The organism is Streptomyces sp. NPDC093094 (assembly GCF_044754345.1).
In the GTDB taxonomy this organism is placed as follows: Bacteria; Actinomycetota; Actinomycetes; order Streptomycetales; family Streptomycetaceae; genus Streptomyces.
Genome location: NZ_JBIVOX010000004.1, coordinates 133,950 through 160,712 on the forward strand (window position 1 = coordinate 133,950; position 26,763 = coordinate 160,712).

Consider the following 26,763-nt stretch of genomic DNA (forward strand, 5'->3'; position numbering starts at 1 on the left):
CCGACGACGCCCGCCCGGACCGGCCCGACGACGCCCGCCCGGACCGGCCCGACGACGCCCGCCCGGACCGGCCCGACGACGCCCGCCCGGACCGGCCCGACGACGCCCGCCCGGACCGGCCGGTCGGCGCGTCCCCTGCCGGCTGCCCCACCGCGACTCGCCGGTCCCCAGGCGCCGGACGGCGAAGAGATCCGCACCACCACGGCCGCCCGGGACACCGTCGGCGCCGTCGGTGGCCTGCTGCTCGCCGGGAGCGGGCACCACCCCGTCGCGGGCGACCCACCGGGTGTCGGCCGGGCCGCCGACGGCATCGCGCGCGGCGACGGTCTTCCCCAGGACTTCCGGGTGCCGCACCCCGCGCGCCGCTGCCGGCGTCGCCCGCCGTCCCGGCGGGCCGGTCCTCGCGACCGGCGTGCCGACAGCCGTGCGGCGAACCGGCCGACGGCTGTCGGCCGCCCTCGGTCCCGCCCTGGAACGGTGCCGGACCCGCCTCGGCCCTGCCCCGGGCCGGACCCGCCTTCGGCGACACGGACTCGCCCACCCCGGCCGGCCCGGCCGGCCTCGGAGTCCGCTCGTCGGGACGGTGCTCGGCGCGGGGTTCTTCGGCCGTCGGACGGACCGGGCAGCCACCGTCCTGGGCGATCCCAACGGCGTTCCGGCGCAGCGGCTCCTGCGCCGGGCGCCCGCGGGCACGGCGCCCTTCGGGGCCGGAGCGGCACGGTCCACCGAACTGCGGCCGCCATGAGCCGAACTGCGTTCGCCATGACGGGGGTCGACGAGGTGCCGACCGCCGGAAGGCCGTCGCTCGTCACCGGCACCGGACGGGTGCGGGCATCGTCCTCAGGGAACGACGCCCACGTTCTCAGGCGTGGTTCGGGTTGATCCGCACGGCGTCGAAGTCACGGGGAGCGAACGTCGGGGGAACCCTTTCCATGTGTCCCCGGTCGTCAACGAACAGCCGCTGTCGACGGCGACGGTCGAGGGTTCGGCGCGGACGTACTTCTCTCCGCTGAAGAGGTACGCCTTGCCGTTCTCCGGCTGAGCATGCTCTCGGGGAGACGAAAAGCGGTGCCGGTGCCGTCCTCGGCGGCGCACAGCGATCCGCCCGGAGCGGCGGCAGCGGTCCGGTCTCCGGGACGGCACCCGGCCGCCGGTGATGAACCGTCCGGTCAGGCCGGCGGGCCGATCCGGCCGCCGGCCTGCTCCCGGAGCGCGGCTTCGAGCCGGTCGCGGACCTCGGTCTGGACGGCGATCCGTGCATCGATGACCGCGAGCCGTGCCGCCGCGACCCGCAAGCCCTTCTCCGAGGGCGGTGCGGCGGCCACGTCCCCTTCCAGGCACGGGGTGAACACGTGCACGTCGTCCAGGGTGAGCCCGGCGGACAGCAGGTGACGGATGTTGCGGACCCGCACGACCGCCCGCTCGTCGTAGACGCGGTAGCCGTTGGAGGCCCGTTCGGAGGAGATCAGCCCGGCCTGCTCGTAGTGCCGCAGGGCACGAGCGGACACCCCGGTCGCCCTGGCCAGTTCACCGATTCGCATCCGTTCCACCTCCCAGGTCACTCCTATCACGCCACGACGGCTCCGCCGTCGACGGGGAGCACGACCCCGGTGACGAACGACGCGGCCGGTGCCGCGAGCCGGGTGATCGCCCAGGCCACCTCCTCGGGGCGGCCGATCCGGCCCATCGGGGTGTGGGCCAGCTGCCACTCCCGCACCGCGGCCTTCCGTTCGGGGGTCAGGCCCTGGTGTTCCCCGATGGGGGTGTCGATCGCGCCGGGGGCGACCGCCACGACCCGGACCCCGCGGGGCGCCAGCTCGACCGCCCAGCTGCGGGTCAGCAGTTCCAGGGCGGTCTTGGTCGCCGCGTAGACCGAGCTTCCGGGCCAGGCCCGCTGCCCCACCGATGTACTGACGTTGACGATCACTCCGCCCGACGTCTCCAGAAGGGGCAGCGCGGCCTGGGCCAGCAGGACGGGAGCGACGAGGTTCGTGGCGAGCTGATCCGCGATCATCCCCGGGGTCAGTGTGCCGAGGGCGCCGTTGCGCACGATGCCGGCGTTGTTGACCAGCACGTCCCATCGGCCATGAGCCGCCAGGACGGTCCGGGCGATCCGCTCGGGCTCGCCTTCGGCGGTGATGTCGGCGGGCAGCGGTACGATCCGGTCGTGCCCGGCCGCCGTCTCCTCGAGCGGCCGGCTCCGTCGTCCGATCGCGACCACGCGGGCGCCCTCGGCGGCGAAAGCGCGGGCGGTGGCCCGGCCGATACCGGTGCCGGCTCCGGTGACGACGACGATCCTGCCGTCCTGCGGTGGGGTGCTGTTCATGCCGGTCATCGTGCAACCCTGACGCCGGCGGCAAGGTCAACGCCGAAGCCGCTCGTCCTGCACCGGACGGGACCGCCGCCGCCGGTGGCTCCGACCGCCGCGTGGGACCGTGACGCTCCGCAGCCGCGCGGAGACACCTTTGGGGCCGACGTAGGCTCGGGGGCATGAGTCTGCGCCTGAGCACCGTGATCCTCCCCGTCGACCCCTGGCACGAGGGAGGCCGTGCCAAGTGGCAGCGCGCCGAGGAGCTCGGTTTCCACGCCGCGTACACCTACGACCACCTCTCCTGGCGGACCTTCCGCGACGGTCCCTGGTTCGGCGCCCTGCCCACCCTCACCGCCGCCGCCACGGCCACGGACCGCCTGCGCCTGGGGACCCTCGTCACGTCCCCCAATTTCAGGCACCCGGTGACGCTCGCCAAAGAGCTGATCTCGCTCGACGACATCTCCGGCGGACGGATCACCCTCGGCATCGGAGCCGGCGGCAACGGCTTCGACGCCACCGTGCTCGGGCAGGAGGCGTGGACGCCCAAGGAGCGGGCGGACCGCTTCGGCGAGTTCGTGCCGCTGCTCGACCGGCTCCTCACCGAGGGTGCCGTCTCGCAGCGGGGCGACTTCTACACGGCGGAGGAGGCCCGGAACATCCCCGGCTGCGTCCAGCGGCCCCGGCTGCCCTTCGCGGTGGCGGCGACCGGGCCGCGCGGGCTGAGGCTGGCCGCCCGGTACGGGCAGGCGTGGGTGACGACCGGTGACCCGAAGCTGTACGAGGAGGGCACGCCGGAGCAGTCCGTGGAGGCCCTGCGCGGCCAGACCGAGAAGCTCGGCAAGGCGTGCGCGGAGACCGGCCGGGACGTGGCCGACCTCGACAAGGTCCTTCTGACCGGCTTCACCCCCGACCGGGGCCGCCCCCTGGAGTCGGTGGACGCCTTCGTCGACTTCGCCGGCCGTCACCGCGCACTCGGCTTCACGGAGATCGTGATCCACTGGCCGATCCCCGACTCGGACTTCGCCGCCGACCCGGGCGTGTTCGAACGCATCGCCACGGAGGCCGTCGGACAACTGGGCTGACCCCGAAGGACCGAGGCCGGCGAGATCGCGGCGACCTCGCCGGCCCGTTCCCTGTACGGTGCACCGCCCCTCGGGGCAGCCGGCGGGGCAGCCGGACTGCGGCCGCCCCGCCGTCGTGGTGCCCGTCGTCGTGGCGCCCGCCGTCGGATGACGACGGAGACCATCACGGGCGGTCGTGCGTCGGGGCGTGAGCCCGGCAGGGGCGGCTGAGCCGGGGCCTTCGGGTTCACGAGCGGCGCCGCACACGTGCCCCGGCGCTCCGGGGCACGGACGCGCCCCGGGTCGGCGAGCCCTCCGCGTGCCCTCGGGCAGCACCGGGCCGGCCGTGGAAGGCGCGCGGCCCGGCCGGGCCCTACGGGTTCCCCGTCCCGTCCTCTTCCGTCCGTGGGCTGTCGGCCGGGGGTGCGGACGCCTGACGCAGACGGACCACCGCGTACGTCTCCCCGTCCCACGGCGGCCGCGTCCAGGACCGGGTGACGAACGTGTGCAGCCGCCCGGTCACGATGGCACGGCGCGGCAGATGGACCCCGAACTCCCCGGCCACCGCTTCCAGCAGAGAGCGTTCCGTTTCGGCGTCGTCCTTCGGGCCGGCGAAGAACCGCCCCGGGTCCAGCGCCGGCGGTATCTCCCCGCTCCGCCGGACCTCTCCGTCCGTGTAGGTGAACGCGAACTGCTCGGCGCCGTCGCGCGCCACCGAGAGGTGGAAGTACGGCTCGCCGTGCCATGCCCTCAGGCCGCTCCACACCACCACCGCGCGGGTGCCCGCGCCGGCGGCCGCGGCCGGGGAGACGAACCGCCGCCGGTCGAACGGAGCGGGCTCGCCGTCGAAGGCGAAGCTCCAGCCGGTGCCGGCCCGGCCGACCGCCATGAGAGCCCTGTCGTCGTACGACGAGAACTCCGTCCGGCCGGCCGACGCTCTGTCGCGTGCCTCCCAGAAGGTCATGGGTTCGCTCAGCACGGCGGCGTCCCCGTCCGCGAGACGCCCGGGCAGTTCCTCCGGCTCCACCCCCTCCACCAGGACGAAACGGTAGGACGTGCGGTTGTTGCCCGGGTCCGGCTCCGCGAGCCATGCCAGGTCGCCCGTGTCGAGACCGGCCGTCGGCCTCGGTGCCGGGCCCGGCTGCCCGCCCCTCGGCGTGGACAGCAGCTCGCGGCCCCGCTCCGGAGTCAGCAGTGGTCCGAGCACGGGGTCGGCCACCCACCCCAGCGGCGCCAGATGGTCCGGCCCCAGCGGCTCCCACAGCGGCAGGGCATCCATCAGCGTCCGCCAGGCCCCGTCGGTGTCCCCCCACCGTGCCAGGTTCCGTGCCCGCTCGACCGCCTCCCCGAACGGCCCGGGCGCCGTGTACCGGTACCGCCCGCCCCGCATCTGCTCCAGCATCGCGTGGGCCAGTGACGCCAGGTCGCTGTCGGCGCCCTGGAGAGGGGACATCAGTGCGGAGTCGTCCCGGTAGGAGTGCGCCGCGTGCTCGGCGACCAGCGGCGGCAGCAGATCGGGTGTGTAGAGCGGGTCCGTCACCAGGTCCTGGAAGGACACCGCGTGGCTCTGTCCGAGCAGGCAGCGTATCTGGTCCCCCAGTGCGGCGGCCCGCGGCCTGCCGTACCCCTTGGCCTCGTCCAGCGCCTTGCCCGCCCGCTCCCAGTCGCCGCGCAGCGCCTCCAGCCGGGCCTCCTCGACCTGGGCGTCCAGCCTTTGTGTCGTGTCGTTGACGAACTCGGCCTCCCTGTCGCTCCGGTGGGTCCGCAGGCTGTGCAGCTCCCGGTGCATCTCCTGCATGAACTCGACGAAGTTCGCGTGCCGTTCGGGCGGCGCGGCCCGCCAGCTCGCCCACGTGTACACGGCCCATTCACCGTGCTCGTCGACATCCTCCGGGTCCATGAGGACGTGAGTGATGTCGGACTCCACGTCGAGCTGCAGCCCGCGCCGCCAGAGGTCCGCCTCCTGCCGTTCCTCGGGTCCGGCGTCCTCGTCCAGGTACTCCTCGAAGATCTCCGCGAGGCCCGACGCGTCGTCGTGCCAGCGTGCGTCGTCGGTTCCCGCCAGCAGCCACACGAATCCGCCCGCGTGCCGCCATCCGTCGCTGACCTTCAAGAACTCCCGGTAGGACGGGGGCATCCGCCGGCCGAGACGCTCCTCCATGGCTGCGATCCGCTCGTCGGACGCAGGCGGGAACCCCAGCCACCGCGCCTGCCGGGCGGTCTCGTCGTCCTCGCCCCGGGTCTCGTCGTCCGACAGGGAGTCCGCCCACTCGCCACTCCATCTGAGCAGGAAGGACCGCCAGTCGAATGCCGTGGTGTCTGTCATGCGTCCGATGCTGCCACCCGCCACTGACAACAGCCGTCCGCCGCGACCGGCGGAACTCGCGCGCGGTTGCCGCTCCGGCCGGCGGGCCATGAAACCCTCATGGGACTCACTGGTCAGCTCGCGGCTCTGCTCGGCGTGGCATTGGGCGCGGTCCTGTCGACGGCGGCGACGATGATCGTGGAAAGGACACGATGGCGTCGTGAAGTGTCCGTCCGGTGGGACGAGCGTCGGCTCGGCGCGTACGCCGAGTACGCCCACGCAGTGAAGGAACTCGCGCACCGCTACCGGCGCATCGCGGTCGCCAAGGGCATCGCTGCGAGCGGGGCCGCACCGCTGGAGCCCACCGCCGAGGCTTTCGCCGAAGCGGCGGAGGCCGAAGTGAGACGCTCGGCGCTCGCCGAGACGGTGTGGCTGCTCGGGGACAGCAGGACGAACACGGCCGCTGTCAGGCTGAACCACTGCCTGTGGCATCTGGAATGGCTGGCCCGCGGGCTTCCGACGAGAGAGCAGGGCGGCTGGGACCAGGCGTACGAGGATTTCCGGCAGGCACGGCAGCGTTTCCTGGAACTGGCTCGTGCCGGCCTCGGTGTGCAAGGAGCGCGGGTGGCCGAGGCGGTGCCCTGGCCGCCCTCTTGGAGAGGCGATCTCCCGCAGGGCCCCCGGCCGTGATGCCCGCGGCCGGAGGCCGCCATCGGCGCGGGCGGCACACTCCTGGCACGACGTGGGCGGTGGCAGCAGCAGTCGGCCGCGCAGGTGAAGAGGCTGTCGGAGCGGTCCAGGGCCGGGCGGCCGTCGTGCGCGGGGTGTGACGGACGGGGCTTTCACCCGGTGGTGTGAACCTCTTCCCGCACGCCCTTGGCGGCCCATGGAACCGCGGTCCCGGGGGGCGTTGTGCCCGGCCTAGACTCCGCGCACATGTCGCTATGGCTCCTCAACCAGTTCAGCACCTTCACGCTGGCCGCCGTCGTCGTCGGCGGAACCGTTCTCCTGGCCGTCGCCGGGACCGTGCTGCTGCGTCGCAGGTATCCGTCGGTGGCCCGCGGAGAGCACAACGACATGGTCGGCGTGACGCTGGGGATGTTCGGCGCCATCTACGGGATCATCCTCGCGTTCGTGATCGTCACCCTGTGGACGCAGTTGGAGTCCACCCAGACCATCGTGGCCTCCGAGGCCACGGACGCGGCGCTCATCGCCCGTGACGCCGCCGCGTTCCCGGCGCCGGTGCGTGCCCGTCTCGACACGGCCATGAGCGGATACGTCCACGCGGTCGTCGAGGACCAATGGCCCCGGATGCGCGCGGGGGACCCCAGCTACGGGGCCACGGAGTCCCATCTCCGGGCCGCCTTCCAGGCGCTCCAGGAGTACGACCCGAAGAGCAGGAGCGAGCAGGTCTTCTACGAGGAGGCCGTCGCCCATCTCAACGACGTCGCCTCGCAGCGCCGCGCCCGCATCACCATGGCACGCCAGGAACTGCCCCCGCTGCTCCAGGCCCTGGCCTTCGGCGGTGCACTTGTCCTGGTCCCCCTGACGTTCCTCTACGGTCTGCGCAAGCTGAGGGTCCAGATCCTGTTCGTCGCCTCGGTCGCCGGGCTCGTCGGCTTCAGTCTGCTGCTGGTCTTCGTCCTGGACCGCCCCTTCTCCGGTGATCTCAGCGTCAGTCCCGCCCCGTACCGGGAGGGAGCTCTCGCCCGGTACTGGTCCCGGTGAACCGGCGGCACGGCACATGCCCCCTCGGCCGCACGGCCCTCGTCGGCGCGACCGGGACCCCCGCCCGGTCGGCCGGGCGCGCAACTCCGCTCTTCTCACAGGCTGTCGGCGGGTTGCCTGCGCGGCGGCCCGCACCGTGACGAAGAGCGCCCGCCGCCGTCCCGCACCCGCGGGCGAGCCGGCCTGAGGTCCGGGACGTCCTCGGTGCTCGCGTGCACCGAGGCGTCCGCACCGGCGGCAGGAGCCGCGGCCGTGTCAGCGGACGACGTCGAAGACGTTCTTCTGCAGGCCGTTGGCGTACGCCTCGTGCTCGACGAGCTTCAGCTTCTGGACATCCTTGTCGGTGGCGCTGAAGAGGCGCTTGCCGGCCCCGAGCAGGAGCGGGAAGACGAGCAGGTGGTAGCGGTCGATCAGGCCGGCGTCCGAGAGGGCCTGGTTCAGGGAGGCGCTGCCGTGGACGATGATCGGGCCGCCCTCGGTCTGCTTCAGCGCGGCGACGTCGTCGAGGGAGCGCAGGATCGTCGTCTCGCCCCAGTTCGGGACGAGGGCGTCCTCGGTGAGGGTGGTGGAGACGACGTACTTCGGCATCACCTTGTAGTCGGCGAAGTCCGCCATGTCCGGCCACACCGGGCTGAACGCCTCGTAGCTGATCCGGCCCATCAGCATCGCCGCGGCTTCCTTCTGCTCCCGGCCCTTGATCTCGAACGCCTCGGGCAGGAACTCCGTGTGCTTGAAGGTCCAGCCGGAGTTCCGGTATCCGGGCTCGCCGCCCGGGGCCTCCACGACGCCGTCGAGGGAGATGAACGCGGTGCTGATCAGGGTACGCATCAGAGGATTCCTCGGTCTCTCGTGTCCGTGTGCAGCGGCTTCGGCCGTACGCGCCGCGTCCGCTCCCGCGGTCGCGTCGCACCAGCCATGATCTCTGACCGCCGGTCACGGAGAAACTCATCGGTCCATGCCCTGACTCTTCCGGCGGTCCCGGCCGGGCTCCCGGCGTCTACCCTTGGCCCCGTGCCCCGCGATCCGAGGAAGCCCCGTCGCCTGACCGCCGGCGGACGCACGTATCTGTGGACCCTCCGTCACAGCCACAGCGTGGTGGACGGAGGCCGGACCTGCCGCGAGACGCTCACGCTGCACCCGCAGCCGGCCGGCGAGCGCGGCCCCCTGCGCATCGTCTTCACCGAGGGCCCCGCCCGGTACGTCCCGGGCGGGGCTCCACTGGGCTCCGGAGACGTGGGGTACGTGCGGGGCGCCTCCCTGAACCTGCACGAACCCGGCGCCGTCCGAGCCCTCCTCGACACGGCACTGGCCCGCGGGTGGCAGCCGGAGGAGCCGGGAGCGAGGGAGATCGACGGCTGGTCCCTGCTGGAGGCGGCAGCCGCCGTGCGGGCCGCGGCCGCCGGCCCGGCAGGTCCGAAGGAGTGACGATCCCCGGATCTGCCGTCCGCCACCGCGCGAGCGCCCCTGCCGGCCCTGGCCGCACGCGGACCGGGAGGGCCGCCGTTCTCGCACCATGATCTCTCTCGGGCCCCGGGCGGACGGGCGGATCAGCGCAGTCCGGCGAAGAGGTCGTTCTCGGGCACGGCGGCACCGGTGGTGTCCCGGACCCGTACGAAGGTCTCGACGCCCATCAGCTCGGTGAACCTCTCCTGGCCCATCTTGAGGAAGAAGATGTTCTCGCCCTGGCTGGCGTGAGCGGCGAGCGCGTCGAACTTCTGGCCACCGAACGCGGAGGTGTCCACCCAGGTCGTGATCTCGTCGTCGGGGAGTCCGATCTCGGCCATCGCGGCCTCCTGGGCGGGATCCGGCTCCTGCTCGTCCGCACCGAACTCGCGCATGACCTCACCGAACCGCTGCATCATCGAGCGGGGCGCCGTCGTCCAGTACACCTTCGGGGTCAGTTCGACCATCGACAGCGCCGCCATCGTGATCCGGTTGGCCTGGATGTGGTCGGGATGGCCGTAGAAGCCGTTCTCGTCGTAGGTGACGACGACGTCGGGCCGGTGGCGCCGCAGGAGTTCCGCGAGCCGGGCGGCGCCCTCCTCCACGGGCGTCTGCCAGAAGGCCCCGGGGGCGTCGTTGTCCGGCCAGCCCATCATCCCCGAGTCCGCGTAGTCCAGCGTCTCCAGGTGACCGACCTTCAGGACTTCGCAGCTCGCCTCGAGTTCCCGGCGCCGCATCAGGGCGACGGCCGCCGGATCGTGTCCGGGGTCGCCCGGCTTGACGCCCCCGGGTCCGTCACCGCAACCGCCGTCGGTACACGTCACGAGGACCGTGCGGATGCCTTCCGCCGCGTACCGCGCGAGGACGCCTCCTGTTCCGGTGGCCTCGTCGTCGGGGTGGGCGTGTACGGCCATGAGCGTCAAGGGCCTGTCGTTCATGAAGCGGTCCTCCTGTGTGAAACGCCTCGGTCCGGGTCCGTGGCGGGTGCATATGGGCGTTCGCTCGTCGGTGTCGGTTCCGGTCTCTTGATCAGTGCAACGGTGGCGGCCGGACCGGCTGTTCCCGCCGCACACCGGAACGCCCGGGGACACGTTCCGGGAGCCGGGGGAGCGCCGGTTCCCAAAGAGGCTCTCGCCGTAGGGTGGGAGACGACCGAAGGCGGCCGAGGGAGCCATGGATGACGCGATACCTGATCTCGTTCGACGACGGCGCGATGACCTTCCCCGAGGAGGAGCTGCCCGAGGTGGCCGAAGCCTCGCTGGAGGTGGTGCGCAAGGCCCGGGACGCCGGTGTGTGGGTCTTCGGCGGCGGACTGGAGAGGCAGCGGGCGAGCGTCGTGGCCGTCGACGGGACCGTCACCGACGGCCCGTACCCGGAGACCAAGGCGGTGCTCGGCGGGTTCGCGGTCATCGATGTGCCCTCGCGTGAGGACGCGCTGGAGTGGGCCGCCGAGCTCGCTGCCGCGTGCCGCTGCGCGCAGGAGGTCCGGGAGATCATGTCCGACCCCACGGCCTGACCGAGGACGGCCGGCCGCGGGCAGGGACAGCCGTGACCCGGACGCGGCGGTCACGGTGAGGGCGAGACCGCGGGGACAGCCGGTCCCTGTCCGCGCAGGGCTCCGCCGGGGCGGGTTCAGGACTGGCTGTTGACGAAGCCGATCAGGCCGGCACCCCACCAGCCGAGCTGGCTGACGGTGGCGGCAGCACCTGACCGGACGAGGAGGCCGCGTGGCACTGTCCTGGTCCGGTACAGGCTGAGCTGCTCACCGAGCCGGTGGGCGTACAGGCCGTTGAGGGTGATGGCCAGGACGAGTCCGAGCTTGATCTGGGTCAGAGCGGAGGTCAGATCGGGGTGGAGGAACGAACCGGTGGCCACCAGTCCGAAGAGACCGAGCCAGATCGGGACCTGGAGCGTGCACGCGGTGTCCAGGATGTCGGCCAGACGGCGGCGTCCAAGCAGCCACAGGGCGGCGAACCAGTCCACGGCGAGTACGGCGCCCAGTCCGACGACGAGGGACGCGAGGTGCAGAAAGCGGGCCACGGTCTGCAGCGTCGGATCTGCGTGGAGGTGACTCGACAGCCAGCACACCGCGGCAAGGGCGGCGCAGCTCAGAAGTCCTGCCGCGGCGAGAACCCCCCATGGCGTGTGAGCGGCCGAGCTGTGGTCGGGGGCCTGGCCGCCGGCGGACGGCGATCGCTCGGATCTCCGGCTGTGCGGGGAGACGGCCGCGGCCATGGGTCTGTGGGAGATGTCGGTCACGGTCGGCTCTCGGGCTTCGGTTCGCTGTCTGCGGACGTGGTGGTGGCCGCCTTGCGCGGCGTCGGGGCGTGACGCGTCCCGTTCTCGGCGGGGTCACGGTCGACCGGTTTCCCCCGGTGGCCGTGCCTGGCCCGGAACCATGGACCGGCGGCTTCGGCGGTGGAGCCGATTCGGTGCCGCCCCGCCTCGCCCTGCCCGCTCCGGACCGCGATCCCCGCCCGGAACGGCGCCGTGCCGGCTCCGTCGGCGACCACGTCGGCGCGGGCCGTGGGGAACGCGGGCGGGCGGTCCTGAGGGAGTGAGGACGGCAGGGATCTGGACATGGCCGAATCTCTTCGATCGGAGTTAGGTAAGGCGAACCTAAGGATTCACTGTGTGTTCGTCAAGCTGGTCCTCAATTCGGATATTTGCTGCCATGCCGGGTGCGTTGAAGTGGAATCACCTGCGCCGCAAGCGAGTTGGAGGGGAGCGGCTCGCGCATCGGGCCGGGTGCCGACTCGTCAGGTGCGGGCCGGCTTCAGCCGCCGTCGGCCGCACCGCGGTCGGGGGCGCTCATGTCTCCCGTGGCGGGCGTGCCGTCGGTCTGCTCCCGGTGAGTCGGTGGTCTCCGTCAAGAGACAGACCCGCGGGTGCCCGCGGATTCATCGCCGCGCCGCATGAGCCTGTTGCCGCTGGACGGCGGCAGTCGCGCCCCGCACTCGTCCTCGGGCGGCTCCGGCGAACCCGGTCCGGGGGCCGGTGCGCCCGGCGGCGGTGCGGCCCCGGCGGCGACCGCCCCGGACGTGGCCCGGGTCGGATCGGCGGCCTGCCCGCCGACGGTGCCGCGGCATGCGTCCGGGGCGAGTGCTCCTGCGTTCCCGCGGCGAGGGCGTGCTTCGGGCGAGGCCGCCGGGATCCGGCCCGGAGCCCGCGTGGGCCGTCGTTCGAAGGCTGTTCCTGAGGGGCGGCCGGGTTCTCCGGACGCAGGCACATCCACCCCTGTGGTCGTGACGGGGCGAGGGGCGGCGCCGGAGGGCGGGAAACCCCCCTCTCGCATACCGTGGTCATATGCATGCGGAGTGTGACAGCGCGGCCGAGTGACAGCGATCCCGTAGCGCGATGCCCGTGGCCGGTCATGCCCGCGAAATCGTGACGCACGCAAGGAGTCAGCCGAGCATGTCCACATCTGTCGTTGACGTCTGGGGCCCGGTCGCCCCGGGGGTCCGCTCCTCGTATCCCCCCGCGCCGGAACCGCACGAAGAATGGGCCCTCGCCGGTGGAACGGCCTGGGTCTACTACAGCCCCCTGAACCGACGCCAGCTCATCAGGCCCGTCATCCTCTCCGACGGCTTCTCGAACGGGTCGAGCGACCTCGACCAGCTCTGGCACGGCCTGGAGGAGAACGGCGACTTCCGCTTCATCTCCGAACTCCACGCGACCGGCCGGGACGTGATCATCCTCGGCTACACCGACCGTACGGCGTCGATCACGGACAACGCCGACACCGTCATCGAATGCATCAACCGAACCCTCAGCGAGCGGGTGGGCCGTTCGAAGCTGGTCGTGGGCGGCTTCAGCATGGGAGGGCTGGTCACCCGCTACGCCCTCGCCAGGATGGAGCAGGATCCCGGTCTTCCCGACCACGAGACGGCCCTCTACCTCTCCTACGACACTCCCCACCAGGGCGCATGGTTCCCCGTCGCCCTCCAGGCGTTCACGCACTACGCGACGGACAAGTGGGGAGACGCTCCCGGCGTGGGCCCCGTCCTGCGCCAGTTCTCCGGGCTGCTCAACAGCCCCGCCGCGAAGCAGATGGCACGGTGGCACATCGAGAAGGCCGACGACACCCCCGCACAGGCACCGGAGCGGGTGGCGTTCCTCAAGGCCCTCGACGAGGTCGGCGGATGGCCGCGCAACGTCCGCAGGATCGGCGTCGCCAACGGCGTGGACACCGGCACCGGCAACGGCGTCGAGGCCGGGGTGACCGCGGTGAGGTGCGACGGTGAGACGCTGCACGACACATGGCTCAAGACCCAGGCGCAGGGGGACCAGGTGGTCGCCGGCCTCCAGAAGACCGGTGAGGAGCCGACGCAGATCCGCACCAGCGGGCTGCCCGACATCGACGGTGCCCCAGGGGGCCTGTTCAGCGTGCCGTCCCCCGCGGGCGACACCGGCAGCTTCGGCCTGGCCGCCCTTCTCATGGGTCTCCTCGGCAACACCGTGGACCCGGGCGTCATCGCCACGTCCTGCTTCATCCCCAGCATCAGCGCCGTCGACGTGCATGACATCGACGACCCGAAGGCGCTCTACCAGCCGATCGCACCGGAGCACAGCGCACTCGACGCCTTCCTGTGCGCCGGCCGCAACGAGGGCCACACCGCCATGACCGAAGAACTCGGCGCGTGGATCGTGAACGAGATCGTCTCGGCCTCGTGACCGTCGGGGTGGGCGGGCCGCGCCGACCCGAAGCCCGCCCACCCCGAGCGGGCACTTCCGTGCCCCGCGGGGAACGCCCTGCCGCTCCGGGGCCGCCCTGCCGGGAACCGGGTGCGAGCCGGGTGCAGGAGCCGATGCCGGTCGCGTCGGAACGAGCCCTTCGTTGTCAGACCGGCTCGGTACGGTCGACGCATGAGAGCTGCTGGAACGTTCACCGTCAAAGCGTTCGTCCCCACGGAGTTGAAGCCGGAGCCGCCGGCTGTGCCCACTCGGCTGCCGGTCGGTGTCGCGACGATGGAGAAGCACTTCGAGGGGGAGGTCGCCGGGCGCTCGGCGACCTTGTTCACCGCCGCGTTCGACCAGGCGACGGGTGTGGGCACCTATGTGGCCATGGAGTCGTTCGAGGGCTTGCTGCACGGCCGGAGGGGTTCCTTCAACTTCGTGCACTCGGCAACCACGTCCGGCAGCGACCGCACTGCGGAGTTCTTCACCGTCGTGCCCTCGAGCGGCACCGGCGAGCTGGCGGGAATCTCCGGAGCCGGCGGCCTGACCGTCGACGCCGACGGCACCCATCGCATCTGGTTCGACTACCGGCTCGGCCGAACGGAGCCGTCGGCCGACTGACCGGGATCCCCCGACCGTCCGACGCCCGCACGACGAGGCAGGCGGGCCGAACTCGCCGTTCGGCCCGCCTGCCTCGTCGTCGTTCTCCTCCGGCCGACTCCGGCCGGCCCCGGACGACGAGGCCGAGCGCCGTCGGAGCCAGGACGGCCCGCCCGCCGCCGGACCGGCACACGGGTGATTACTCCTGAGACGTGGCCTCGACGCCCCGGCAGCCGCAGCCTCGCGCTGTTTGATGAGGTCACACGCGATCAGGAATCGAGGAAGCATGGCCCGAGGAAGCACGGACGCACGCCCGCCCGACGGGTTGAAGGCCGACGCGATCGGGTTCCTCGACGCGATGGTCATCGGCCTCAACTCCACCTCCCCGGCGTACTCGCTGGCCGCCGCCATCGGACCGGTCGTGGCGCTCGTGGGTGTCTACGCCCCCGGTGTGATGGTCGCGTCGTTCGTGCCGATGCTGCTGATCGCCTCGGCGTTCTACTACCTCAACAAGGTCGACCAGGACTGCGGCACGACCTTCTCGTGGGTCACGCGCGCGATGGGCCCATGGGCCGGGTGGCTCGGCGGCTGGGCCATCGCGATGACCGGTGTCCTGGTGGTCGGGTCCCTGGCGGACGTCGCGGTGACCTTCGCCCTGCTCGCCTTCGGCCTCGACAGCTGGGCGGACAACGAGTTCGCGCGCCAGTCGCTGACGGTGCTGGTCATCCTCGTGATGACGGCCGTGTGCGTCATCGGCACCGAGCTGTCGGCGAAGGTCCAGAACGTCCTCATCCTCGCGCAGGTCGCCTGTCTGCTCGCCTTCGCCGTGGTGGCCCTGTACCGGGTCTACGCGGACACCGGCACACTCGACTCCGTCCACCCCTCCCTGGACTGGCTGAACCCCTTCGGGGCCGGCGGCGCGTCGCTGACCGGGGCCCTTCTGCTCGGCGTGTTCATCTACTGGGGCTGGGAGTCGGCGGTCAACCTCACCGAGGAGGTCGAGGACTCCGCCACGGCTCCCGGCAAGGCGGCCGTCTGGTCGACGGTCATCCTGCTGGTGACCTATGTGTCGGTCGCCGTCGCGGTCGTGGCGTACGCCGGAACGGAGTACCTGGCCGAGAACGCCGCGGAGGAGGAGTTCGTGTTCGCCCTGCTCGCCGACGAGGCGATGGGGAACTGGGACTGGGTCGTCCTGCTCGCGGTCTCGACCTCCGCGCTGGCGTCGACGCAGACGACGATCATCCCGGCCTCCCGCACGGCGCTGTCCATGGCACGCCGCCGCGCGCTGCCCGCGCACTACGCGCACATCGACCCACGGTTCCGCACCCCCGACGTGAGCACATGGTGGGTCGCGGGCATCGCCATCGCCTGGTACCTCGTCGTCCGCCAGATCAGCGAGAACGCCCTGTTCGACTCGCTCACCGCGCTGTCCCTGCTGATCGCCTTCTACTACGCCCTCACCGGCATCGCATGCGCGGTCTACTACCGCCGCCATCTGACCGAGAGCGTGCACCACTTCGTCCTCATCGGCCTCGGCCCGCTGGTCGGCGCGGCGCTGCTGGTCTGGCTGCTGGTGGAGTCGATCGGCGACATGGCCGATCCCGCGAACTCCTACAGCGGTGTCTCGTGGTTCGGGCTCGGTCCCCCTCTGGTCATCGGGATCGGCATCACCGCCGCGGGCGTGGTCCTCATGGTCGTGTGGCGTCTGATGTCGCCCGCCTTCTGGTCGGAACGCCCGCAGGTGGCCGACCCCGGTCTCGTCCACGGCGACAAGGAGTCCTGAAGATGTCGGTCGTCCTCGGCTACGACGAGTCCCCGGGCGCGGTCCGCGCGCTGCGTGTCGCCATCGAGGTGTCGGCCGCGTTCGACGAGCCGCTCGTGCTGGTCTACGGAGCGGCGCCGCCCGGCACCGTCGGTGAGGAGGCCGCCGCCCATCGCGAGGTCCTCCACGAGGCCGGACGCGCCGCGCTGGACCACGCCGTCAGGGTGGCCGACGAGGCCGGAGTACGGACCACGGTGGAGGTCATCGACCAGAAACCGGCGGATGCGCTGATCAACGCCGCGTCGCGGCACGCGGCGAGGTTCATCGTGGTCGGCAGCTGGGGCGAGAGTCCCCTGCGGGGAGCGCTGCTGGGATCGACCCCCCACAAGCTGCTGCATCTGTCCCGCACTCCGGTGCTGTGCGTGCCCACAGAGAACTGATCCGGCCGGCCCGCGGGCGGGGGCAGGGGCCGTGTCCGGGCTGCGGCACGCACCGCCTCCACGACCTCGTCGTCGGTCACCGGCTCACCTCGGTGTTCTCGGCTCTTCGGCTCCTCGTCCCGCGGCTCGACGGAACTCGTGAACCAGCTCGATCCTGCCGACGATGTGAGCGTTGAACTCGTCGAGCTCCTCGGCCGGCACCCACAGTTCCAGTATCGTCCGCCCGCCCGCCTGCCGGACCGGGTACCTGCGCAGGAAGGCGGACTCGACCTCGAAGCGGGTGACGAAGCCGGCGCCGTCGTGCCGGACGTTCCAGTCCCGCGCGATCCTGACGGCGTAGTCCTCGTCGAGAACCGGGTAGAAGATCGGCTGCCCGGGAAGCCGGGGCGGCCAGGCGCGCCAGTCCAGCTCACGCACCAGCTCCAGTTCCCCGGGGCCGGTGGGACGCCACAGGGTCGTCGTCGCTTGCCGACTGGTCACGGGGGATCGCTCCTGGACGAGGCGGACCGCCGATGCGGCCGCCGGGGGCCCGACGGTACCGGCAGGCCGAACAAGGCGGCCACCGAGTTTCACGCTTCGCTCCACGGCAGCAACCTGCGGAGCCGGGACACCTGTTGAGGGTCGGGGCGGCCGCCGGGGAGCCGAAGTGCGCGCTCTCGTACGGAAGATAGGAAATTTTTGTTGCGCAAAATCTGTTGTGCAATTTCTCTTTCGTATCTACGGTCGGTGCATGACGGAGAAGGAGAACCGCCGCGTCACCGATCTGGGCACGCTCAAAGCCCTCGCCCATCCGCTGCGCATGAAGCTGTACAGGCTGCTGTTCGTGGCCGGCGCGGCGACCGCCTCACAGCTCGCCGGGCAGGTCGACGAGGCCGTCTCCCTGGTCAGTTACCACCTGCGCAAGCTCGCCGAGCACGGACTGGTCGAGGAGGCCGAGCCGCGCAGCGGAGACGCCCGGGAGCGCTGGTGGCAGCCCGCCACGGCCGGCGTCACCGTCCGGGACGAGGACTTCCGGGACGCGCCCGAGAAGGCCGCCGCGCATCTCGCGGCGTCCCGGCTCTTCCAGGACCAGCGCTTTGAGATGCACCGCGCCTATCTCGACGAACGCGCCCGCTGGGGCAGCGCCTGGAACGACGCCGCCTCCGACTCGGAGTCCCTGCTGCGGCTGACCGCCGCCGAACTGGCCGAGCTGAAGAAGGAACTCCTCGACGTCGTCAAGCGGCACGACGACCGGGCGCGCGCCCGGGAGGCCACCGGTGAGACCGAAGGGCGCGAGAACGTCGCGCTGCACGTGTACGGATTCCCGTTCCGCGTCTGAGGAAGGCTCTGCCGTGACCGCCGTGTCCGCACCTGTCGTACAGCAGTCGGCCCCCGGCCGCCCCGCCCACCGGGACCCGCACGTCCTGCGCTGGCTCGGCGCGTACGCGTCCTCGGCCCTCGGGGACAACGTCTACTACCTCGCCCTGTCCTGGGCCGCGGTCCAGGCGGGGACACCCGCGCAGGCCGGTCTGGTGATGTCGGTGAGCGCTGTCCCGAGGGCGCTGCTGATGCTCGGCGGGGGAGTGGTCGTCGACCGGCTCGGACCGCGCCGGGTCGTCATCGGCAGCGACAGCGTGCGCTGTGCGGCCGCGCTGGGTGTGGCCGCGCTCCTGTTCCTGGCCGGGCCCAGCCTGGGGGCGCTCGCGTTGCTGGCCTTCGTCTTCGGGTGTGTGGACGCGGTGTTCATGCCTGCCGTGGGTGCTCTTCCGGCACGCATCACCGGCAGGGACCAGCTCGCCCGGGTGCAGGGCATGCGCGGGCTCGCCCTGCGTTTCGCGAGCGTGGTCGGCGCCCCGCTCGGCGGCCTCGGCGTGGCCCTGGGCGGTGCGGCCGCCGCGTTCGGGCTGGCCGGTCTGCTGATCGCCGTCTCGGTGCCGCTGCTGATGGCCGTCCAGGTGCGTGACCTGCCCCCGGACGACAGCGCGGACCCGGCGCACCGCACGCCCTGGCGGGACCTGCGGGACGGCCTGCGCTACATCCGCGGACACCGTGTCCTCGCCCCGCTCATGGTGGCCATCGCCCTCGGCGACCTCGGCTTCGTCGGCCCGCTCAACGTGGGACTGACCCTGCTGGCCCGGGAACGCGGCTGGGGCGCCTCCGGGATGGGCGCGGTGCTCGCCGGGTTCGGTGTCGGCGCGGGTCTCGCCGCGCTGCTGCTCGCCGTCCGGGGCCGGGTGCCGCACGCCGGGCGGGTCGCCGGGATCGCCATCCTCGCCGGATGCGTGGCCATCGGCTCCCTGGCGTTCGTGCCCCGGGTCGCCGCGGCCGTCGCGGTGGCCCTGCTGATCGGCCTGCTCGCGGGGCTCAGCGGTGCCCTGTGCGGTGCCCTGCTCCAGACCCGGTCCGACCCGGCGTACCTGGGCCGTGTCACCTCCGTCGCGAGCCTGGTCAGCCTCGGCCTCGCCCCTCTGACCATGCCGCTGTCCGCCGTGGCCGTCGGCCTCTGGGGCACCGGCCCCGTCTTCGTGGTCAGCGCGGCCGTGTGCGGGCTCGGAGGGGTCGTCGCCCTGTGCGTCCGCGACCTGCGCCGCGCCGAGCTGCCCCACTGACCCCGGATGCGCCGACGTGTTCCGGCGGTCCCTGTCCGCGGCCCGGCCCGGACCCCACGGTCTGCGGCGCCCTTTCGACCCGGACGCTCCTACGGAAGGCCGAGGCGCCTGCCCGCCGGAAGACGCCCGGCCCAGCGCCTCACACTCGGCGGGCCCCATGGCCGCGAGGACCTCGGCGAGCGAGCGCGACCCGCACGCCGTCACCTCGCCCAGCACCTGCCGCCCCCGTCGCGTGAGGTCCAGCCGCACCTCACGCCGCTTGTGCGGATGCAGCTCACGCTGCAGCAGACCGGCCGCCTCCAGGATCCGCGGCGCCCGCAGCCGGTGCGGCGACAGCCGCGGACTCGCCTCCCGGCCCGCCTGCGACCGAAGGCGTGCCGGGCAGTCCACGACATCCGCGATCTCCCGTGCGAGGGACGACGGATCTGTGTCCGGTCCGCTCGTCCGGCCGGGCGTGTCACGCCCCGTCGCTCGGGCAGCGGCCCCGGCCGGGCGGACGGTCGTCCAGCGTGTCGGGCCGTTCCGGCACCGTTCGGGACGGGCCGGTCCGGCCGGCTGGACCACGCCGCGCAGGTGGCGCGTCATGCCACAGGTTCTCAGCGCCCGCCGTTGCGCCGCCGGGCAGCGCCCTGCCTGCCCGGCCCCTCCTCACGGGCCTGCCGTACGGCGTCGCCGATGGCTTCCGCGGCGCCGGACAGCACCCCCTTGGTCTTTCCGTGGGCGCCGGACTCCGTGAGCCTCCCGGGCAGCTCGGTCAGACCGGCCGGCTTGCGCGGCCCCGACTCCAGGTCGAGACGGTTGCATGCCTCCGCGAAGCGCAGGTAGGTGTCCACACTGGCGACCACGACCCGCACGTCGATCTTGATGATCTCGATGCCGACCAGGGAGACCCGGACGAACGCGTCGATCACCAGCCCCCGGTCGAGAACGAGTTCGAGGACGTCGTAGAGGCCGCTGCTGCCTCCGCCGCCACCGCCCTGCCGCGTCGCCACGCTCATCGTCACCAGCCCCTTGCCCTCACCTGTGTGGACGTGCCGGCCTGCCCTTTCCTCGCGGCGGACCGGCGTTTCCGCTGCGTGGGTGCGCCGAGGACACGTTCTGGCGCGAGTAGCCCGCCCCCGCGGCTTCAAACGAGAGCGGTACGCCACGGCCGGGACCTTCAGGCGTGAGCCGTTCACCGCGGGGCAGTCGGGAATCCGTCCGGCACCGCCCGGTCCTCCTCCTGGGGACGGCACGGCGTGCGGGCCGTGTTCCGTGAGAGAGGACCGACCATGATCACTCCGGCCGAGAAGGCGTTGCGTGCCGCACTGGCCCGGTTCGCCGCCGCGCGCATCGAGCACGACGTGCTTCCCACGGGCCGCACCAGCTGTGCCCTCGAAGAGGCCACGTACACGCTCTGCGCGATCACGGGAGCCCGCACCGCCGCCGAGGCCCTGGTCGGGGCAGACACGATGCTCAGGCGGCTCACGGCCGGCCGGGGAGGCCGTCAGCCGTCGGCGTGGATGCCGGGACGCTTCCCGGGGCCGGGCTCTCTCGGCGGCACCGAGCTGAAATCCCCGGTCAGTATGATCCCTCCCCGCGACCGCGAGCCCTGGGGGGACCGATGCTGTTCAGCCGGCTGACGACCGATTGGGAGACCGTCCCCTGGGAGGAGGCGGTGCGGCGCCATCCGTTCCTGGCCGGCCCGGACCTCGAGTTCGACGCCCTGTTCGGCGAGGAGCCGGCGCACGTCTTCGTCCACTCCGGCGACCTGCTCGTCGCCGGCGGCGCGGCTGTCGGCTGCGGCATCGACGACGTCGGCCCGCACGAGGACGTGGAAGCGGTCCATGTGATCGACGGCGACCTGACCGTCGAGGGAACACTGCACTTCTCCAACGAGGGGCACTACCCGACGCTGTGCGTCACCGGGTCCGTCGCGGCGGAGAACCTGTTGTGCACGAGCGAGTGCGTCCTGTTCGTCGCCGGCGCACTGCGCGTCGACAACCTGCTGGTCACCGACCTGTACGAAGCCGGTCTCCTGTCCGTGGAGGGTCCGTCCTCGGTGAGCACGTGGCTGCAACTGGAGATCCGCGAAGCCCGGACGTACATCGGCGGCGGAACGGAGCCGTCCGCGGCGACGAGGGTCCTGCGCACGGACGGCGGCCCGGAAGCCGAGGCCGCGGCAGCGGTGCTGCCGCGGGAGTTCTTCGACGGTGACCGGCTGGATGTGCGAAGACTCGCAGCCGCCGCAGTCGCCGGACGCCCGGTGACCGTGGCACCGCGCACTTCTCGTCCGTGACCGACCGGGACCCGCCCGCCGGCGTCGGCCCCTGCCGGGATCCGGTCCGGTCCGGGGGACCCGGCCCGAGGACAGGACGGAGGCGGCGGGACGGTGTCCCGGCGCCTCCGCCCGCTCAGGACCCCGCTCGGGCGGCTCCGTGCGAGCGGGTCCGTCCACGACCTCGCGGATGACGGTGCCGGTGGCGCTCACCGCGCCCGCGCGGACGGAGGGTGAACGCCACCAGGGTGACCAGGACGGCCGTTCCGGCCGTCTCCAGGTACAGCGTGGGAAGGACCAGCTCCGCGTCGACCGCCTCGTAGAAGCCGAACAGCCCCGTGGTGAGGCTCAGGAACAGCGCGCCCAGCGCGCCGGCCGTGAACAGCGCGGTGAGGGCGGCGACCGGGCCGAGCCGGCGCACGGGCGTGACCAGCAACGCCGCGGCGAGCAGGACGCCCACGACGCCGTCGAGCAGGAAGAGCGGGCCGATGACGGCGAGGTCCCGGTAGCCCTCGGCCCACAGCCGCAGATGGATCGCGGCCGCCGCCGCCGTCAGGCCCGTGCCGGCCAGGCGCAGGACGAGCGTCGCGGCCGCCCGCTCAGTAGCCATGGTCCGGAGAGGTCGTGCGGTCGGCCGGCGCCGGGGCCCGACCGACGCTGATCTTCGTCTTCATGCCGAGGTCCTTGTGACCGCCGACCGGGCAGTAGACCTGGTACGAACCCGGCTTCAGCGTCACCGTGAGGGTCGTGGACCGCCCCGGCTGCAGCGTCTTGGTGCGGTGCTCGCCGCCGGCGCCCTCGATTTCGAGCGCGTGGAGGTGACGGCCCATGTTCTGCGCGGTGAAGGTGTAGCGGCCGGACGGGAACGTGTCCTTCGGGAGCTGGATGTGGAAGTCGGTCAGCTTCGCGGTGACCTGGGTCGCCGAGGAGGCGTTGTCCGCCGAGGTCCGGGCCGTGGCCCCGCCGCCGCTGCCGCCCCCGCAGGCGACGAGCAAGGCGGTCAGGCCACCGGCGGCGGTCACACCGAGAAGCACATGACGGCGGCTGGACGGGATGGTCATGATTCGGTCCTCCGGATCGTCCCCCTGCAAGGGGTACGGCGCTGCCGCCCCGAGGGATTGCGGCGTGCGGGATCACGGCCCGCCCGATCCCGTCCCGGAGGATCCCGCCCCACGAGGCTCCTGTCCCGGGCCCGCACGGCCGGAAGCGGGAGGAGAATCGACGTGAGGCGATCCGGCCGGATCCAGTCGGGTCGGGGCAATCCCTTTCGGGCCGCGGAACGTATTCCTGTCATGTGGCGCATGGGTGTTTCCCGCGGGCGGCCGCCCGACGAGACACTGCTCGCCGGTCTGACGACGAGTGATCCGGAGCTCGCCGTCGCGTTCGTGCGCCGTTTCCAGCGCACCGTCTTCGGTGTGGCCCTCGCGGTGCTCGGCGACCCCCAGCTCGCCGAGGACGTCGCGCAGCAGACCTTCGAGCGGGCGTGGCGGCACGCGCAGGTGTACGACCCCCGGCGCGGCTCGGTGCGGGCCTGGCTGACCGCCATCGCGCACAACCTGGCGATCGACGTGGCGCGGGCCCGGCGGGCGAGTCCGGTCGCCTCGGAGGACCTGGACGCGCTGCTCGGCATCGTGACCGAGACCCCTGAGCGGCGGGCGCTCGCCGACGACAGCGCGGAGCGGGTCCGGCGGGCGGTGGCGGCGCTGCCCCAAGAGCAGGCACGGGCACTGGTGATGGCAGGGATCTACGGGATGACGGCACGGGAGGTCGCGGCCGCCGAGGACGTTCCGCTGGGCACGGCGAAGACCCGGATCCGGACCGGAACGCTCAAGGTGCGAGCCCTCCTCGAGGCGGAGGAGAGGCGGTGAGCGGAGTGGAGTGCGACCAGGTGCGGGAGCTCGCCGCCGAGCTGGCGCTCGGGGTGCTGCCCGCCCGCGAGCGGGCCGGGGCGGTCGCCCATCTCGACCACTGCCCCGACTGCCGTGAGCAGGTCGAGCGGCTGACCGCGGTCGGCGACGGTCTGCTCGCGCTGCTGCCGGGCGTCGAGCCGCCGGTCGGTTTCGAGAGCCGGGTCGCTGCGGCGCTGGGCGCGGCCCCCGCGCCCAGGCGCCGAGGGCACCGGCTGCGGCTGGCGGCGGCGTCCGTGGCCACGGCCGTGGCCTGCGGCTTCGGGGGATGGGCCATCGGCGCGGCGGTCGAGGACGCTCCCCTGACGGCCTCGCAGCGCGCCACGGAAGAAGTACGGGAGGCGGCCCTGGTCGCGGACGGCCACGAGGTGGGCCATGTCTACGCGCACGCCGGCGACGAGGGCTGGGTGTACATGTCCGTCGACCTCGGCGGAGCCGGCCGGGGCCGGGTGCGGTGTCTGCTCGTGCACGCCGACGGGTCGACGGACCCGGTGGGCTCGTTCCCGCTCGAGGGCGGCCGGGGGCACTGGGGAGGACCGGCCGGGGCCGGTCCGGGGACGGTGACCGGCGTTCGTCTGGTGGCCGCGGACGGGAGCGTTCTCGCCACGGCGCGCTTCCCGCAGAGCTGAGCCCCCGCGGGCCGACGGGCGCAGGGGCTGTCCCGGGCCCGGCACCCGGCGCCGGCTCGTGGGGCGGGCCCTCAGCCGTCCGCCGCCGTGGGAACTCCCGGGCGGGGACGGGCGAAGACGTGTGCATGCCCGCACGGCCCGCAGGGCCGGGACGGTTCGCCTCCGTGCGAAGATCGCGACGTGAACGGCATACGCTTCCGCCTCGCCACCGACGCCGACCTGGCCTCCGTCGTCCGTCTGCGTGACGACGCCGCTCGCTGGATGCTCGCTCAGGGCGTCACCGGCCAGTGGCAGCCGGGCGAACTGGACGAGGACCACTTCCGCCGCGTCATGACGAGCGGAGAGGTCTGGCTCGCGGAGGCCGACGGCCGTCCGGCCGGGGCCTGGGAGCTGTGGTGGACGGACGAGGACGCCTGGGGGCCGCAGCCGCCGGTGGCCGGTTACGTCCACCGCCTGATGGTGGACCGCAGGAGCACCCCGCCGGGGACGGGGCGGCTGCTGCTCCAGGCCGCCGAGCGCCGTGTGGCCGCTGCGGGGCGGGAGTTGGTGCGCCTGGACTGCCTGGCCGGCAACGCGCGCCTGAACGGGTACTACCTGAGCGCGGGCTACCGGGTCGTCGGCCACAAGGCGGGCAAACCCCAGCCGGGCGGCGCCCCCAAGTCGTTCACCCTGCTGGAGAAGGCGGTGCCGGTTCACGGCGGGTAGGCGTCGCCGGTTCCCGCGGTGACGGTCGGGGGCCGGCGGAAGGCCACTGCTCGCCGCCGCCTCCGGCGTGGCGGCGAGCACCCGCGGCTGGGTGCTTCCCCACGCAGCGGCGCCACATCCGCGCCCCGCGGATCCACGGCCGGGGTCGGCCGGCGGTGGCCTTCGCGCTGTGCCGGCAGCTGGTCTTCGGTACTCGTGCCCGGCGATGCCGGTATCCGGGCGTCGGGAACGCTGATCGGCTCCGCGATCCTCGTCGCCGGCACCGTCGTCATGATGCCGGGCCGGCTCACCGGGGGAAACCGGAAGAGCGGCGCCGCACCGCAGACCCTGTCCGAGCGGTCCTGTCCGGAGCCGGGCGGCCGGGGCGGTCGCCGTGGGGAGCCGGGGAAGGACGGAGCCGCGCCGGTCTCGGCCGCACCGCTGCCGGGCTCTGCGCGGGCTCCGGACCGGCTCGTGGAACACGGGCCTTCACCGGCTCCGGCCCCCGGCGGTGTGCCGGGGGCCGGAGCCGGACGACGTCTCCCTCACGGCGGAGGCCGGGGGCGGCTTCTCAGGCCCGGGCCGCCCGGGGCCTCTCGCCCGGGCTCACCAGTAGGTCCCGCCCAGGGGTACCTCGTTGCCGGCGGCGAAGTAGTCGTGCCACTTCACGCCCGTGCCCACGAACCTGCCGCCGTTGCTCACGGCCGCGTAGACGTCGGCGGCCGGTCCTCGGGTGAAGGTGACGACGTCGTCCTTGCCGTCGCCGCTGAAATCACCGGTGCCGGGTACCTCGTTGCCGGCGGCGAAGTAGTCGTGCCACTTCACGCCGGTGCCCACGAACCTGCCGCCGTTGCTCAGCGCCACATACACATCAGCCGCCCGGCCCCTGGTGAACGTCACCACGTCGGCGCGGCCGTCTCCGTTGAAATCACCCACGGAAGGGGCCTCGGCCCCGGCGGCGAAGTAGTCGTGCCACTTCACGCCGGTCCCCAGGAACCGGCGGCCGTTGCTGAGCGCCACGTAGACGTCGGCGGCCGGTCCTCGGGTGAACGTCACCAGGTCGGCGCGGCCGTCTCCGTTGAAATCACCCACGGAGGGTACCTCGTTGCCGGCGGCGAAGTAGTCGTGCCACTTCACGCCCGTGCCCACGAACCTGCCGCCGTTGCTGAGCGCCACATACACATCAGCCGCCCGGCCCCTGGTGAAGGTGGCGATGTCGTCCTTGCCGTCTCCGTTGAAATCCCCCACGGCCGGGATCTCGCTGCCGGCGGCGAAGTAGTCGTGCCACTTCACGCCGGTGCCCACGAATCGGCGGCCGTTGCTCAGCGCCACGTACACATCAGCCGCTGAACCGCCGGTGAAGGTGGCGATGTCGTCCCTGCCGTCACCGTTGAAATCCCCGACGAGAGGCTTTTCCCGGCCGGCGGCGAAGTAGTCGTGCCATTTCACCCCCGTACCCACGAATCGGCGGCCGTTGCTCAGCGCCACATACACATCAGCCGCAGTGCCCCTGGTGAACGTCGCGACGTCGTCCCTGCCGTCGCCGTTGAAGTCGCCGCTGACACTGCTGAATCCGTAGGGACGCTCCACCACGTCCGCGTGGGCGGTGCCGCTCACGAACGCCGTGGTCGCGATGGCCGCAAAGGCGGAGAAGGAGGCGATCAGCGCTCGCCAGATCCGTCGTTCTCGCAACTTTCCCCCTGATGAGAATGATCCTGATTCCACGAGCGGGAACCGGGTCACAGGCTCGCACGGGCAATCCGAGCCCGTCCAGGACAAGAAGACAGAAATACCGTCGATGGAGCACTCGGTATTCGATCAGGCGTTCCTTCCGGTGAACGGAAATTCCGCATTCCTCCACACCGGAAAGCAGGGACAGCTTCCGAAGAAATGATTCTTCGGTCAGGGGGTCACCATCGCGAATGTGAGGTACCTGGTTCCTCCGGATGCGTAGTCCGCGGGATTTTCCAGGGGTCCGTCCCGGCTACCTCGATCGAATGAGCCGGAACACCACAGCGTCGACCGGGACCGCCTGCCGATGCCGTACGACGGCCGGAGGAAATTCCCGCGCCCGCTCTTTCCCCGTCGCCGGGCTGCGCGCCGACGGGCTGACCGCGTGATCGGCTTCCGCCCGGTCAGGGCCCGTGGCGGCGGACGGCCACGAGCGGCTCCGGCGGACAGACCGTCGGCCCGGCCCGGACCCCGGCCGGGAACGGCGCCACCACAGGGTACGGCTGCGCCGCCCGGCGTGGATCGCTGCTCCGCCCCTCCCGGGCCGCAGCCCGTCGACACCCGGGCTTGCAAACGGTACCCAGGTACAGGTCTAGCGTCGGAGGTGCCCCCTCCACAGGGACACGACGACGGGAGTGAA

At 72.5% G+C, this 26,763-nt stretch carries 27 protein-coding genes and 1 pseudogene; 16 read left to right on the top strand and 12 right to left on the bottom strand.

All coding sequences use genetic code 11. The features are described from left to right. Positions 1-1,169: 1,169 nt before the first annotated feature. Both ACIQGV_RS09235 and ACIQGV_RS09240 read right to left on the bottom strand, forming a co-directional pair. Positions 1,170-1,541 (bottom strand): MerR family transcriptional regulator, encoded by a 372-nt coding sequence (locus ACIQGV_RS09235; RefSeq protein ID WP_402493182.1) that lies wholly within the window; start codon positions 1,539-1,541, stop codon positions 1,170-1,172. Positions 1,542-1,567: 26 nt separating this feature from the next. Next, a complete protein-coding gene (locus ACIQGV_RS09240; RefSeq protein ID WP_402492629.1) occupies positions 1,568-2,335 on the bottom strand; it encodes an SDR family NAD(P)-dependent oxidoreductase in 768 nt (255 codons plus the stop codon). Positions 2,336-2,490: 155 nt separating this feature from the next. Between ACIQGV_RS09240 and ACIQGV_RS09245 the strand changes: the two genes are divergently transcribed. Beyond that, positions 2,491-3,393, top strand: coding sequence for an LLM class flavin-dependent oxidoreductase (locus ACIQGV_RS09245; RefSeq protein WP_402492631.1), 903 nt, complete (start codon positions 2,491-2,493; stop codon positions 3,391-3,393). 352 nt (positions 3,394-3,745) lie between these two features. Here ACIQGV_RS09245 and ACIQGV_RS09250 read toward each other — a convergent pair whose 3' ends face one another. Continuing rightward, positions 3,746-5,698 (bottom strand): SMI1/KNR4 family protein, encoded by a 1,953-nt coding sequence (locus ACIQGV_RS09250; RefSeq protein ID WP_402492632.1) that lies wholly within the window; start codon positions 5,696-5,698, stop codon positions 3,746-3,748. Between the two features lie 99 nt (positions 5,699-5,797). On the opposite strand from ACIQGV_RS09250, the gene ACIQGV_RS09255 reads away from it, so the two are divergent. After that, a complete protein-coding gene (locus ACIQGV_RS09255; protein WP_402492634.1) occupies positions 5,798-6,367 on the top strand; it encodes a hypothetical protein in 570 nt (189 codons plus the stop codon). Between the two features lie 246 nt (positions 6,368-6,613). Next, positions 6,614-7,405, top strand: coding sequence for a DUF4239 domain-containing protein (locus ACIQGV_RS09260; protein ID WP_402492635.1), 792 nt, complete (start codon positions 6,614-6,616; stop codon positions 7,403-7,405). 255 nt (positions 7,406-7,660) lie between these two features. On the opposite strand, the gene ACIQGV_RS09265 is transcribed toward ACIQGV_RS09260, so the two are convergent. Next, positions 7,661-8,233, bottom strand: a complete 573-nt coding sequence (locus ACIQGV_RS09265; RefSeq protein ID WP_402492636.1) for a dihydrofolate reductase family protein — start codon at positions 8,231-8,233, stop codon at positions 7,661-7,663. Positions 8,234-8,416: 183 nt separating this feature from the next. Between ACIQGV_RS09265 and ACIQGV_RS09270 the strand changes: the two genes are divergently transcribed. Next, positions 8,417-8,830 carry a hypothetical protein gene (locus tag ACIQGV_RS09270; RefSeq protein ID WP_402492638.1) on the top strand — a complete coding sequence of 138 codons (414 nt, stop codon included), beginning with the start codon at positions 8,417-8,419 and terminating at the stop codon, positions 8,828-8,830. A 122-nt stretch (positions 8,831-8,952) separates the two neighbouring features. Here the strand turns inward: ACIQGV_RS09270 and ACIQGV_RS09275 are convergent, their stop codons facing one another. Continuing rightward, entirely contained in the window at positions 8,953-9,786 is an 834-nt protein-coding gene (locus ACIQGV_RS09275; RefSeq protein ID WP_402492639.1) for a PIG-L family deacetylase, read from the bottom strand. A gap of 239 nt (positions 9,787-10,025) precedes the next feature. Between ACIQGV_RS09275 and ACIQGV_RS09280 the strand changes: the two genes are divergently transcribed. Next, positions 10,026-10,364, top strand: a complete 339-nt coding sequence (locus ACIQGV_RS09280; RefSeq protein WP_402492640.1) for a YciI family protein — start codon at positions 10,026-10,028, stop codon at positions 10,362-10,364. Positions 10,365-10,480: 116 nt separating this feature from the next. Here the strand turns inward: ACIQGV_RS09280 and ACIQGV_RS09285 are convergent, their stop codons facing one another. Next, positions 10,481-10,888: a hypothetical protein gene (locus tag ACIQGV_RS09285; protein WP_402492641.1), complete on the bottom strand. Its 408-nt coding sequence runs from the start codon at positions 10,886-10,888 to the stop codon at positions 10,481-10,483. A 215-nt stretch (positions 10,889-11,103) separates the two neighbouring features. Beyond that, on the bottom strand, positions 11,104-11,430 hold the full coding sequence (locus ACIQGV_RS09290) for a hypothetical protein (protein WP_402492643.1): 327 nt from the start codon (positions 11,428-11,430) through the stop codon (positions 11,104-11,106). A gap of 832 nt (positions 11,431-12,262) precedes the next feature. On the opposite strand from ACIQGV_RS09290, the gene ACIQGV_RS09295 reads away from it, so the two are divergent. The 4 genes from ACIQGV_RS09295 to ACIQGV_RS09310 all read left to right on the top strand — a co-directional run bounded on the left by ACIQGV_RS09295 (position 12,263) and on the right by ACIQGV_RS09310 (position 16,327). Continuing rightward, positions 12,263-13,522 carry an esterase/lipase family protein gene (locus ACIQGV_RS09295; protein WP_402492645.1) on the top strand — a complete coding sequence of 420 codons (1,260 nt, stop codon included), beginning with the start codon at positions 12,263-12,265 and terminating at the stop codon, positions 13,520-13,522. A gap of 192 nt (positions 13,523-13,714) precedes the next feature. Then, positions 13,715-14,146 carry a DUF3224 domain-containing protein gene (locus ACIQGV_RS09300; protein ID WP_402492647.1) on the top strand — a complete coding sequence of 144 codons (432 nt, stop codon included), beginning with the start codon at positions 13,715-13,717 and terminating at the stop codon, positions 14,144-14,146. 265 nt (positions 14,147-14,411) lie between these two features. After that, positions 14,412-15,908: an APC family permease gene (locus ACIQGV_RS09305; RefSeq protein WP_402492649.1), complete on the top strand. Its 1,497-nt coding sequence runs from the start codon at positions 14,412-14,414 to the stop codon at positions 15,906-15,908. A 2-nt stretch (positions 15,909-15,910) separates the two neighbouring features. After that, positions 15,911-16,327 carry a universal stress protein gene (locus ACIQGV_RS09310; protein WP_402492651.1) on the top strand — a complete coding sequence of 139 codons (417 nt, stop codon included), beginning with the start codon at positions 15,911-15,913 and terminating at the stop codon, positions 16,325-16,327. A gap of 84 nt (positions 16,328-16,411) precedes the next feature. Here the strand turns inward: ACIQGV_RS09310 and ACIQGV_RS09315 are convergent, their stop codons facing one another. Continuing rightward, positions 16,412-16,807, bottom strand: coding sequence for a hypothetical protein (locus ACIQGV_RS09315; RefSeq protein WP_402492652.1), 396 nt, complete (start codon positions 16,805-16,807; stop codon positions 16,412-16,414). A 250-nt stretch (positions 16,808-17,057) separates the two neighbouring features. Between ACIQGV_RS09315 and ACIQGV_RS09320 the strand changes: the two genes are divergently transcribed. Then, the gene (locus ACIQGV_RS09320; RefSeq protein ID WP_402492654.1) at positions 17,058-17,645 is read left to right on the top strand and encodes an ArsR/SmtB family transcription factor; all 588 of its coding nucleotides are present in this window, start codon (positions 17,058-17,060) and stop codon (positions 17,643-17,645) included. 13 nt (positions 17,646-17,658) lie between these two features. Then, positions 17,659-18,915: an MFS transporter gene (locus tag ACIQGV_RS09325; protein WP_402492655.1), complete on the top strand. Its 1,257-nt coding sequence runs from the start codon at positions 17,659-17,661 to the stop codon at positions 18,913-18,915. Positions 18,916-19,511: 596 nt separating this feature from the next. Here the strand turns inward: ACIQGV_RS09325 and gvpJ are convergent. Further along, on the bottom strand, positions 19,512-19,913 hold the full coding sequence (gene gvpJ, locus ACIQGV_RS09330; RefSeq protein ID WP_402492657.1) for a gas vesicle protein GvpJ: 402 nt from the start codon (positions 19,911-19,913) through the stop codon (positions 19,512-19,514). A 273-nt stretch (positions 19,914-20,186) separates the two neighbouring features. Here gvpJ and ACIQGV_RS09335 point away from each other — a divergent pair. Beyond that, positions 20,187-20,393, top strand: a pseudogene (locus ACIQGV_RS09335) (DUF5133 domain-containing protein); the annotation flags it as partial. A gap of 125 nt (positions 20,394-20,518) precedes the next feature. Next, positions 20,519-21,193: a hypothetical protein gene (locus ACIQGV_RS09340; RefSeq protein WP_402492658.1), complete on the top strand. Its 675-nt coding sequence runs from the start codon at positions 20,519-20,521 to the stop codon at positions 21,191-21,193. Between the two features lie 115 nt (positions 21,194-21,308). Here ACIQGV_RS09340 and ACIQGV_RS09345 read toward each other — a convergent pair whose 3' ends face one another. Continuing rightward, on the bottom strand, positions 21,309-21,782 hold the full coding sequence (locus ACIQGV_RS09345) for a hypothetical protein (RefSeq protein ID WP_402492660.1): 474 nt from the start codon (positions 21,780-21,782) through the stop codon (positions 21,309-21,311). Further along, a complete protein-coding gene (locus tag ACIQGV_RS09350; protein WP_402492661.1) occupies positions 21,772-22,233 on the bottom strand; it encodes a plastocyanin/azurin family copper-binding protein in 462 nt (153 codons plus the stop codon). The genes ACIQGV_RS09345 and ACIQGV_RS09350 overlap by 11 nt, the downstream gene beginning before the upstream one ends. A 231-nt stretch (positions 22,234-22,464) precedes the next feature. Between ACIQGV_RS09350 and ACIQGV_RS09355 the strand changes: the two genes are divergently transcribed. The 3 genes from ACIQGV_RS09355 (at position 22,465) to ACIQGV_RS09365 (ending at position 24,413) form a co-directional block, all read left to right on the top strand. Beyond that, positions 22,465-23,040, top strand: coding sequence for an RNA polymerase sigma factor (locus ACIQGV_RS09355; RefSeq protein WP_402492663.1), 576 nt, complete (start codon positions 22,465-22,467; stop codon positions 23,038-23,040). Beyond that, positions 23,037-23,708 carry a zf-HC2 domain-containing protein gene (locus tag ACIQGV_RS09360; protein WP_402492665.1) on the top strand — a complete coding sequence of 224 codons (672 nt, stop codon included), beginning with the start codon at positions 23,037-23,039 and terminating at the stop codon, positions 23,706-23,708. The genes ACIQGV_RS09355 and ACIQGV_RS09360 overlap by 4 nt, the downstream gene beginning before the upstream one ends. Positions 23,709-23,888: 180 nt before the next feature. Next, complete coding sequence (locus ACIQGV_RS09365) at positions 23,889-24,413, top strand: GNAT family N-acetyltransferase (protein WP_402492666.1); 525 nt, start codon at positions 23,889-23,891, stop codon at positions 24,411-24,413. A 585-nt stretch (positions 24,414-24,998) separates the two neighbouring features. Here the strand turns inward: ACIQGV_RS09365 and ACIQGV_RS09370 are convergent. Continuing rightward, on the bottom strand, positions 24,999-26,084 hold the full coding sequence (locus ACIQGV_RS09370; protein WP_402492667.1) for an FG-GAP repeat domain-containing protein: 1,086 nt from the start codon (positions 26,082-26,084) through the stop codon (positions 24,999-25,001). Positions 26,085-26,763: the final 679 nt, after the last annotated feature.